General features: G+C 65.3%; 7 protein-coding genes. 6 read left to right on the top strand and 1 reads right to left on the bottom strand.

What is annotated here, in order from left to right; translation table 11 throughout:
• The first annotated feature begins 340 nt into the window (after nt 1-340).
• Genes KHO22_RS21850 through KHO22_RS21830 form a run of 5 tightly spaced genes read left to right on the top strand, consistent with a single transcriptional unit; the run spans nt 341 to nt 7,969 of the window.
• The gene (locus KHO22_RS21850; protein ID WP_211949253.1) at nt 341-2,869 is read left to right on the top strand and encodes a hypothetical protein; all 2,529 of its coding nucleotides are present in this window, start codon (nt 341-343) and stop codon (nt 2,867-2,869) included.
• Nucleotides 2,870-2,900: 31 nt separating this feature from the next.
• Nucleotides 2,901-4,826: a GMC family oxidoreductase gene (locus tag KHO22_RS21845; protein WP_211949252.1), complete on the top strand. Its 1,926-nt coding sequence runs from the start codon at nt 2,901-2,903 to the stop codon at nt 4,824-4,826.
• On the top strand, nt 4,774-5,205 hold the full coding sequence (locus KHO22_RS21840; protein WP_211949251.1) for a hypothetical protein: 432 nt from the start codon (nt 4,774-4,776) through the stop codon (nt 5,203-5,205). The genes KHO22_RS21845 and KHO22_RS21840 overlap by 53 nt, the downstream gene beginning before the upstream one ends.
• Nucleotides 5,206-5,212: 7 nt before the next feature.
• Nucleotides 5,213-7,489 carry a xanthine dehydrogenase family protein molybdopterin-binding subunit gene (locus tag KHO22_RS21835; protein WP_211949250.1) on the top strand — a complete coding sequence of 759 codons (2,277 nt, stop codon included), beginning with the start codon at nt 5,213-5,215 and terminating at the stop codon, nt 7,487-7,489.
• A gap of 15 nt (nt 7,490-7,504) precedes the next feature.
• Nucleotides 7,505-7,969, top strand: a complete 465-nt coding sequence (locus KHO22_RS21830) for a (2Fe-2S)-binding protein (RefSeq protein ID WP_211949249.1) — start codon at nt 7,505-7,507, stop codon at nt 7,967-7,969.
• Nucleotides 7,970-7,972: 3 nt separating this feature from the next.
• On the opposite strand, the gene KHO22_RS21825 is transcribed toward KHO22_RS21830, so the two are convergent.
• On the bottom strand, nt 7,973-8,437 hold the full coding sequence (locus KHO22_RS21825) for a ferritin-like domain-containing protein (protein WP_211949248.1): 465 nt from the start codon (nt 8,435-8,437) through the stop codon (nt 7,973-7,975).
• A 405-nt stretch (nt 8,438-8,842) separates the two neighbouring features.
• Between KHO22_RS21825 and katG the strand changes: the two genes are divergently transcribed.
• Nucleotides 8,843-11,029, top strand: coding sequence for a catalase/peroxidase HPI (katG, locus tag KHO22_RS21820; RefSeq protein ID WP_211949247.1), 2,187 nt, complete (start codon nt 8,843-8,845; stop codon nt 11,027-11,029).
• The last annotated feature ends 18 nt before the right edge of the window (nt 11,030-11,047 follow it).

The following is an 11,047-nucleotide window of genomic DNA, read 5'->3' as shown; positions in this document are numbered from 1 at the left end:
AACGACTCCGCGCCGATGATAGTGCGGATTACCCGTGTGAAAGTAGGTCATCGCCAGGCTCTTACAATGCAAAACCCCTCGACAGCATGTGCTGCGAGGGGTTTTTGCTTTGTGGCGCCGGCTTGGCACAGCCCCCCAGCGACGGATCCCGCTGACGCCGCCGTATATCTCTTCGCTTATCTCTGTCGGAAACATCGTCGAACACGCCGTCGAAAAAAAGTGTTGTAGATCAGTTACAACCTTGACTTCTCCTCAGGTCATTTCTAGGTTTATCTGTACCCAACGGCGTGCGTAGCGCACACGCTGCTGTGATAGACCATCCGGCCGGGGAGGGACGACGGTGAACCTGCACAGCAAGTCGATTCTTTGGTCCGCCGTTTTCTGCGCCGCGGTGCTCGCAAGTGGCTGTTCAAGGCCCAAGGCTGGCCACGTCCAGGACGAAGCGCTCCAGGCCGGCCGCAATGCCGAATCATTCCGACAGGCCGCCGACGACTACTTCCACGACATGGACCGTGGCGTAGCCCTGACCAAGGAAGAAATCCAGGGCCGCAATATGTGGATCGTGTGGACCGGTGGCAACGACCGGTTCTGGGACGCGATGACGAACTACACGTTCGGTGCATTTGACCTGCTCAAGTCGATCAGCTCCCATCCAAGCCAGGGTTATTCGCGCGACAACCGCTGGACCTACCTTGGCCTGCTCAACGAGCCGTGCTTCAGCAAGCCACGCGGACCCGATCCGCAGCGTTTTGGCTTGTGGCTGGACCAGCGTGCCAAGGATTGCCCGGCCGATCCGTTCGAGAACGAGCAGGCGTATCCAGGCGTCAGGACCGGCGCACGCGGCGCGACATTCGCGAGTGGCCAGAAGCTTCCGGTCGGCTCGTACTACGGCTACCCGACCGGCATTGTCGGCCTGCGGCTATTCCCCAATCCCGCCTTCGACGATAAAGCCGCCAAGGCCTGGGACCCGGAGCGCTACTACACCGATCCGTCCTACTACAACCGGGCAGACCTCGTCCGGCCTTACCGTGTAGGAATGTCTTGCGGGTTCTGCCACATTGGCCCGAGCCCGATCCACCCACCGGCCGATCCAGAGCATCCGCAATGGGCCGAACTCAGTTCCACCGTGGGGGCGCAGTATATGTGGGTCGATCGCCTCTTCATCCACAACGCCGCCACACCCGCGGGCAAGCAGAACTTCATGTTCCAGCTCGTCCATACATTCCGGCCGGGGGCGATGGACACCTCGCTGGTCTCGACCGACAACATCAACAACCCGCGCACGATGAATGCGCTCTACGACCTGATGGCGCGCATGGGCGTGGCCAGGCGGATCGGACAGGAGACCATCGCCGGCGGAGAGAAGAACAACAAGCAGCTGAACGATTTCGTCCAGACCGGCGCGCTTGCGGAGTTCTACAAGGCGCCTGATACCGTCTGGACGCCGCACGTCCTGAAGGATGGCGCCGATTCCGTCGGCGTACTCGGAGCACTGAACCGCGTCTACCTGAACATCGGGTTGTTCAGCGAGGAATGGCTGCTGCATTTCAATCCGATCCTCGGCGGCAAGTCGATCTCGCCGATCGAGATCGCGGTGGCGCAGAAGAATTCTTCCTACTGGCGCGCCACGGAGGCGGGATCCTTCAATCTGGCCGCATTCCTGCTGAAATCGACGCCGGCCGACCACCTGGCCGATGCCCCAGGTGGCAAGGCCTACCTGGCCGATCCTGCAACGCCCGATGGCGCCCGTCTGTTGAACCGCGGCAAGACCGTGTTCGCGGAGACCTGCGCGCGCTGCCATTCGAGCAAGGGACCACCGCCCCCGGCGGACCTGCAGATGCGCGACTGCGGTGGCGACAAGTACATCGGTTGCGTCCAGCGCTATTGGAAATGGACTCAGACCGACGACTACAAGGCAAAGATGCGCGACATCGTCAACGCGCCGGATTTCCTTGCCAACAACTACCTGTCCAGCGATGTCCGCGTGCCGGCCACGCTGCTGCGCACGAATATCTGCAGCCCGCTGGCCACCAATGCGATCCGCGGCAATATCTGGGACAACTTTTCTTCGCAGACCTACAAGAGCCTGCCGTCGGTAGGTACCGTGACGCTGTACGACCCGTTCACGGCCGAGCGCTGGCCGTACCGCATGCCGGCCGGCGGGCGCGGCTATACGCGGGTGCCGTCGCTGATCAGCATCTGGTCGACGGCGCCGTTCCTGCTCAACAATTCGCTCGGGCCATTCAGCGGCGATCCTTCGGTCAAGAGCCGCATGCAGGTTTTTGACGCATCGATCGAACAGCTTCTGTGGCCCGAAAAGCGTGCCCATGACAGCGTGCTCGGCACCAAAGTACCGGGCGTGATCGACCGCACCACGGAACGCAGCCAGATCACCATCCCGGTTGGGTTCGTGCCTGATGTGCTGCGGCCCATGGAGGACGTACTCCACCGTTGGGCGCCCTGGCTGGTGGGCGAGAGTGGCGACGTGACCATCGGCCCGGCCCCGGCCAGGATGCCGGTGAACCTGCTGGCGAACCTGCAGCCGCTGTCGGAGACATCCGATCCGATCGCCAAGGCGGACCACGCGGCCAAGGTGCTCAAGCTGCTGGTCAAGCTCAAGGGAGACCTCGCATCGGTGCCCGCAGGCGCGACGGACGACGACTTGCGCCGGATCTATGCGGACGTGGTCAAGCCGATGCTGTCGCTCAGCAAGTGCCCGGACTTCGTGGTCAACCGCGGCCACTATTTCGGCACCGCCGAGTTCAACAACCAGGACGGCCTGAGTGCCGACGAGCGGGCGTTCGGCAAGGAACCCGTGCTGAGCGACGACGACAAGCGCGCCTTGATCGCCTTCCTGAAGACGTTCTGACAATGCAAAGGCAGCGACGTGGCGGGGGGCTATGTCTGGGCAAGATGAAACGGAATGGGACTACGTAGTCGTCGGATCCGGCGCTGGCGGCGGTACGCTGGCCGCGCGCCTGGCAGAGGCTGGCATGCGCGTGTGCGTGCTGGAAGCCGGCTGCGATGCGCGCGCGCATGAGATGTCGTGCATGCCCGAGGACTACGACGTGCCGGGCTTCCACGCCTGCGCGAGCGAGAACCCGTCCATGGCGTGGAACTTCTTCGTGCGCCACTATGCCGATGACGCGCAGCAGCGCCGCGACCCCAAATGCGGGCCGTCCGGCGTGCTGTATCCGCGCGCGGGCACGCTGGGCGGCTGCACCGCGCACAACGCGCTGATCTTCCTGTATCCACACGATGCGGACTGGGACTACATTGCAGACCTGACCGGCGACCCGTCCTGGACGGCGTCACGCATGCGCCGGTATGCGAAGCTGGTCGAGCAATGCCACCATCGGCCGCTGTGGAACCTGGCGCGCCGCCTGGGCCTGGACCCTACGCTGCACGGATGGGACGGCTGGCTGCAGACGGAACGCGCGATGCCGCTGGAAGCGCTGGCCGACGATGCCCTGGTCCGCGTCATCATCGGCTCGATGGAACTGGCCGCGCGAAGCGTGCCCCGGCGCCTGCACGCATGGCTGCGGCTGCTCCGGTGGCAGGGCGATCCCAATTCGCGGCTGTGGGGGCGGCGCTGCTTCCACGGCGTCTGCTATACGCCGCTGACCACGCAGCGCCACGCGCGCCACGGTACGCGCGAACGCCTGCTGGACGTGGCGCAGCAGCACCCGGCGATGCTGCATATCGAGATGGACGCCCTGGCCACGCGCGTCCTCTTAGACGAGCAGGGCGACGCCTGCGGCGTGGAGTACCTGAAGGGCAGGCATCTCTATCAGGCCCATGCAAAGCCCAACGCAGAGCCTGGCGAGCGGTGCCGGATCCGCGCGCGGCGTGAGGTCATCCTCGCGGGCGGCGCGTTCAACACGCCGCAGCTGCTGATGTTGTCCGGCATCGGGCCGGCCGAACATTTGCGCGAGCACGGCATTCCGGTACGGGTGGACCTGCCCGGCGTCGGCCGCAACCTGCAGGACCGTTATGAGATCGGTGTGGTGAACCGGATGTCGCGCTCATGGGAAGTGCTTCAGGGCGCGAAGTTCGTGCGTGACGACGCGCCGTACCGCAGCTGGTTCGATGCGCGCGACGGCGTCTACACCACCAACGGCGTGGCGACGGCGGTGATCCGCCGCTCGGGCCGCCGCATGCCGGTGCCGGACATCTTCTGCATGGCGCTGCTGGAACGATTTGTCGGCTACTACCCGGGCTACTCCAAGATCTTCGCGCAGAACGACAACATGCTGACCTGGGCGATCCTCAAGGCGCACACGCGCAACCGCGCCGGCATCGTGTCACTGCGTTCGGCCGATCCGCGCGACGTGCCTGATATCGACTTCCGGTATTTCGAGGCGGCGGATGATCCGAAAGGCGAGGACATGCGCGCACTGATCGGCGCGATCCGCTTTGTGCGGGGCCTGGCCGGGCCGCTGGCGGAGCAGGGGTATATCGCCCGGGAAGAGCTGCCCGGCACGCATGTCCAGAGCGATGAGGACCTGGCCGGCTATATCCGCGACAACGCGTGGGGCCACCATGCGTCGTGCTCGTGCCCGATCGGTGCGCGCGCGGCGGGGGGCGTGCTCGACAGCCGTTTCGGCGTGCACGGCACGCGCCGGCTGCGTGTCGTCGATGCCTCGGCGTTTCCGCGCATCCCGGGCTTCTTCCCGGTGAGCGCGATCTACATGATGGCCGAGAAGGCTGCCGACGAACTGCTGGCCACTGCACAGGCAACGCCGCCGCTGCAATTCCAGATGGGAGACCACCATGGCCTACGACGTGCACAAGCTCCTGCAAATGCAGCAGGCCGAACTGGATGACCTGTTTCGTGGGAGTCCCGCGGGCGATCTCCCGAACGGCGAAGCGAAGGGCACCGCCATCATCTCGCCGGGCACGGTGTTCAGCGAGAGCATCGCGCGCATGATCAGCCTGTTCGCGTGGCAGGGCAAGGTATTCGATGCCAGCCGCGGCGTGCTCAAGAACCGCATCACGCCATTCGGGCTGGAGGCGATCCTGGCCAGGGTCTACAAGGCGGACAGCTGGCTCGACCAGAAGGAATGCATCGTGCTCGACTATTCCGATACCTCGCTGGTGGCGCACTGGATCCGCGACGAGATCCGCTGCGTTGCGCCGGGCGTATACCTGGGGAAGGTCTACTGGGACAAGGCACGCCTGATCGACTTCTGCCTGGAATTCTGATCCCGCCATGAAGCGCAGAGCGTTCATCTTCGGCGGTATCGGTGCAGTCGGCGCAGTCGGCGCCCTGGTTGTCGGCTGGACTGTGCTGCCCGTGCGCCAGCGCCTGACCACGTCGGCGCCGCTGCCGACGCAAGGCGCCGAGGTCGCGCTGAACGGATGGGTCAAGATCGACGCGGACAACAGCGTCACCATCATGATGTGCCGCTCGGAGATGGGGCAGGGCGTGCATACCGGCCTGGCGATGATCCTGGCGGAGGAACTCGATGCCGACTGGAGCCGCGTGCGCGTGGAGAACGCGCCGCCGGACAAGATCTTCAACAACCTTCAGGTGGTCGTGGATGGCTTGCCTTTCCATCCTGATGACCATCGCCTTGTCCGCCGCTTCGCCGACCACGTCACGCGCAAGCTGATGCGCGAGATCGGCGAGATTGCCACCGGCGGGTCCTCCGGCCTCAGCGACCTGTGGATGCCCATGCGCGAGGCCGGGGCTTCGGCACGGGCCATGCTTGTGTCCGCGGCTGCGCAGCGCTGGCGCGTGACCGAATCGGAATGCCGCACGGAAGGTGGCAAGGTACTGCATGGCTCCGGGCGTTCCGCGACATTCGGCGAGCTGGCCGCCGATGCCGCGCGCCAGCCGATGCCGGACAAGGTCCCGCTCAAGGAGCCGTCCGCGTTCCGCCTGGTCGGCCGCCCGTTGCACAGGCTCGATGCGGCGGCAAAGACGAACGGCTCGGCACGCTTTGGCATCGATGCCTTGCCCCCCAGGCTGCTGTATGCCAGCGTGCTGATGTGCCCGACCGTCGGCGGCCGCGTCAAGCATGCCGACGTCAGTGCCGCCGTGGCGCAGCGCGGCGTCGTGAAGGCATTCGTGGTGCCGCCTTTCAACGGCGGCACGGGCGGCGTGGCCGTGATTGCCGACAACGCGTTCCGCGCGATGCAGGCGCTGGACACGTTGAAGGTCGACTGGGACCCTGGCCCGGCAGCCGGCGCTTCGAGCGCCAGGCTGATGGCGCGCATCGCCGCGGCACTGGACCGCGACGATGGCCATGAATACTATGCGCGTGGCGATGTGGACGAGGTACTGCGCGGCGCCGCGAAAGTGATCAACGCCGAGTATCGCGCGCCATATCTCGCGCACGGTGCCGTCGAGCCGATCAACTGCACGGTCCAGTACGAGGACCATGCTGCAACGGTGTGGGTCTCGACACAGGTGCCGGGGATTGCCCGCGCCCATGCCGCGAGAGTCCTCGACCTGCGGCCCGACCAGGTCGACCTGCAGGTCATGATGCTGGGCGGCGGATTCGGCCGGCGCCTTGAGGCGGACTTTGTCTCGCAGGCGGCTGCGATCGCGCGCGAGGTCAAGGGGCGGCCGGTGCAGACGATCTGGACGCGCTCGCAAGACATGGCGCATGACTTCTACCGGCCTGCCTGCGTGGCGCGGTTGCGGGCCGGCCTGGATCGCGAAGGGCGGCTCGTGGGCTGGCAGGCCCGTTCGGCGGGGCAGGCCATCGTACCGGAGATGCTGGCGCGCGACTTTGGCTTTCCGCGCATTCCCATCGACAAGACGGTGGCGGAAGGCGCCTACGACCAGCCCTATGCCTGGCCGGCGGCCCGCATTTCCCACACGAATGTCGAACTGCCCATCCCGGTGGGCTTCTGGCGCTCGGTGGGACACTCGCACCAGGCATTCTTCACGGAGTGTTTTATCGATGAGATGGCGGCGGCGGCGGGCAAGGATCCGGTTGTGTTCCGGGCAGCCCTGCTGGAAGAGCATCCGCGTCACCTGACCGTGCTGCAGCGCGTGGCGGCCTTGTCGGGCTGGGGCAAGCCGATGGCGCGCGCTGCCGACGGCATCGCGCGCGCGCGCGGCGTGGCGCTGCACCAGTCGTACGGGAGCATCGTCGGGCAGGTGGCGGAGGTGTCTGTCGCGGCGGACAAGACGATCCGCGTCCATCGCGTGTACTGCGTGATCGATTGCGGTACGCCGGTGAATCCCAACCTGATCCGCCAGCAGGCCGAGAGCGGCATCATCTTCGGATTGTCCGCTGCGCTGCTCCAGGAAATCACCTTTGCGGATGGCGTCGTGCAGCAGAAGAATTTCCATGACTTCCCGGTCGTGCGCATGGCGGATTGCCCCGCGATCCAGACCGAGATCATCGCCAGCGCCGCGGCACCTCTGGGCGCGGGAGAAGTCTGCACGCCGCCCGTTGCGCCGGCGGTAGCCAACGCGCTGTTCGCATTGACCGGCCAGCGGCTGCGCGCGCTGCCGCTGAAGCTCGCCTAGCCGAGGAGGAACACCATGGCGACCCTGAACGTCAACGGCAAGCCGGTCAGCGTGGATGCTGAACCCGACATGCCGCTGCTCTGGATACTGCGTTGCGACCTGGCGCTGACCGGAACGAAGTTCGGTTGCGGTGTGGGCATCTGCGGAGCCTGCACGCTGCATGTGGACGGCAAGGCCGAACTGGCATGCCAGCTGACCCTGTCGAAGCTGCGCCCGGCCATGAAGATCACGACCATCGAAGGAGTGCAGGGCAGGGAGGCCGATGCCGTCAGGGCGGCGTGGCTCGATGTCGACGTGGTCCAGTGCGGCTACTGCCAGAGCGCGCAGGTCATGGCCGCCTGCGCGCTGCTCAAGGCCACGCCGAAGCCGACCGATGCGGACATCGACGCGGCGCTCGGGAATATCGTCTGCCGCTGCGGCACCTATCCGCGCATCCGCGCGGCGATCCATCGGGCCGCCGGGCAGGCGCCGCAAGGGTAAGCGTCAGGCCGGGCTCGACTGCGACGTCGCCGACTGTCCGGGCTTGCGCAGCATCTTGTCGACTTCGCCGGCATGCAGCTCCTCGACCTGGATCTGCTGACGCGCATACTCTTCCAGCGCCACCGAGCGGCCTTCGACCAGGCCTAGCAGTTCGCGGTACAGCTCCAGCGCAAGCGTCTCCGTCGCCAGGGACTCGCGCAGGATCGAACCGATATCGAACGTATGGCTGTCCAGCAGCTTGCCAATGCCGAGCGACGGGTAGGCGCCGAGGGTGGTGATCCATTCCCCGGCCTGGTGGGCATGCAGCAGCGATTCGTTGGCCTGCTCGCGCAGCCACGACACGATCGGGATGCGCCCAAAGCCGAATACCAGGAATGAATAGTGCGTGTAGCGCACCACGCCGGCGAGCTCGGCTTCGAGTATCCGGTTCAGCACGGCGACGACCTTGTCCTGTTCGAGTTCCGTCATGGCAATCCTTCCAGCAGCGTGGTTTCAGTAGAGCCTATGCGAAGGCACCGCCATCGGCCAATGACCTGCGAGGGCCGTTTCGATGCACCCGCCGGGCGGGCTGTTTCATTCTAGTCGGCGGGCGTACTCTGACCGGCGTTTCCGGATCCGGGCTGGCCTGCATGCCTCACCCGAACGGGGCGATACGGGCCTGTCATGAACATTGGCGACGGGGATACGGAAGAGAAGATGCCCTCGCCTTAGGTTCTTTCTTTGTCTGCCATGAAGTAAACCTATTTCCGCCCCGTGTGGAGAAACAGTACTCTATTCAGGGCATGCTTGGACTCCAAGGCTGAGCTGTGTGGTTGGAAGCAAACGATCTGACAACGAACGATCTGGGTGCATACGAACCAAGGAGGGGAACACATGTCGACCGAAGCGAAGTGTCCGTTCAATCACGCCGCCGGCTCGGGGCCAACCAACAGGGACTGGTGGCCCGATCAGCTGAACCTGGGCATCCTGCGCCAGCACTCTTCCCTGGCCGATCCCATGGACAAGGGATTCAACTACGCCGAGGCCTTCAAGAGCCTGGACCTGGCGGCAGTGAAGCGGGATCTCACGGCGCTGATGACCGACTCGCAGGACTGGTGGCCCGCGGACTTCGGTCACTACGGCGGCCTGTTCATCCGCATGGCCTGGCATGCCGCCGGCACGTACCGTACCGGCGATGGCCGTGGCGGCGCGGGTTCGGGGCAGCAACGCTTTGCCCCGCTGAACAGCTGGCCCGACAACGTCAACCTGGACAAGGCGCGCCGGCTGCTGTGGCCGATCAAGCAGAAATACGGCAAGAAGATTTCGTGGGCCGACCTGATCGTATTGACCGGCAACGTCGCACTGGAATCGATGGGCTTCAAGACGTTCGGTTTCGGTGGCGGGCGCCCGGATGTATGGGAACCGGACCAGGACGTTTACTGGGGATCCGAAAACACGTGGCTGGCCGACAAGCGCTACTCCGGCGTGCGCGACCTGGAAAACCCGCTGGCCGCTGTCCAGATGGGCCTGATCTACGTGAACCCGGAAGGCCCGAACGGCAACCCGGATCCGGCCGCGGCCGCCGTGGATATCCGCGAGACCTTTGCCCGCATGGCCATGAACGACGAAGAGACGGTTGCGCTCATCGCTGGTGGCCATACCTTTGGCAAGACGCATGGCGCCGGACCCGCGTCCCATGTGGGACCGGAGCCGGAAGCCGCCGGGCTCGAAGCACAGGGCCTGGGCTGGCATAGCAGCTATGGTTCCGGTAAAGCTGGCGACGCCATCACCAGCGGCCTCGAAGTTATCTGGACCAACACGCCAACAAAGTGGAGCAATAACTACTTCGAAACCTTGTTCGGCTATGAATGGGAACTGACGAAAAGCCCGGCCGGTGCGCATCAATGGAAGCCCAAGGGCGATGCGGGGGCCAATACCGTGCCAGACCCCTTCGACCCATCCAAGCGCCGCGGACCGACCATGCTGACGACGGATCTTTCCCTGCGGGTTGATCCGGCCTATGAAAAGATCTCCAGGCGCTTCCATGAGAACCCGGATCAGTTGGCCGACGCGTTTGCCCGGGCGTGGTTCAAGCTGACCCACCGCGACATGGGGCCGCGTGCGCGCTACCTGGGCCCGGAAGTCCCGGCCGAAGAGCTGATCTGGCAGGATCCGATCTCCGCCGTCGACCATGCGCTGATCGACGAGCAGGACGTTGCCGCGCTCAAGGCCAGGATCCTGGCTACCGGGGTGCCGGTGTCGCAGTTGGTGTCGACGGCCTGGGCCTCGGCGTCGACGTTCCGCGGCTCCGACAAGCGCGGCGGCGCCAATGGCGCACGCATCCGCCTTGCCCCGCAGAAGGACTGGGAGGTGAACCAGCCGACCCGGCTGGCGCAGGTGCTGGAGACCCTTGCGGGCGTCCAGAGCGCGTTCAACAGCGCCCAGTCGGGCGGCAAGAAGGTGTCGCTGGCCGACCTGATCGTGCTGGCCGGTTGCGCCGGCGTCGAGCAGGCGGCGAAGCAGGGCGGCCACGACGTCAAGGTCCCGTTCACCCCAGGACGCATGGATGCCACGCAGGAGCAGACCGATGTGGAGTCGTTCAGCGCGCTGGAGCCGATCGCGGATGGTTTCCGCAACTACCTGAAAGGTACGTACGCGATCCCGGCCGAGACGCTGATGGTCGACAAGGCGCAGCTCCTGACGCTGACGGTGCCGGAGCTGACCGTGCTTGTGGGTGGCATGCGCGCCCTGAATGCGAACTTCGGGCAGACGAAGCACGGCGTCTTTACCGACCGGCCGGAAACGCTGACCAACGACTTCTTCATCAACCTGCTCGACATGGGCACGGAGTGGAAGCCGGTCGCGGACAGCAAGGACGTGTTCGAAGGCTACGACCGCGCAACGGGCAAGCTGAAGTGGACCGGCACGCGTATCGACCTGATCTTCGGCTCCAACTCGCAACTGCGCGCCGTGGCGGAAGTCTACGGCTGCTCGGACGCCAGGGGGAAGTTCGTTCAGGATTTTGTCGCGGCCTGGAGCAAGGTGATGGACCTGGACCGCTTCGAGGTCGCCAACCGCTGAGCGTCGGCTGAAGCCGGC

The sequence above is a fragment of the Cupriavidus yeoncheonensis genome, from assembly GCF_905397275.1.
In the GTDB taxonomy this organism is placed as follows: domain Bacteria; phylum Pseudomonadota; class Gammaproteobacteria; order Burkholderiales; family Burkholderiaceae; genus Cupriavidus; species Cupriavidus yeoncheonensis.
Note: the sequence above shows the minus strand (reverse complement) of the source record. Positions and strands in the feature narration are given on the sequence as shown.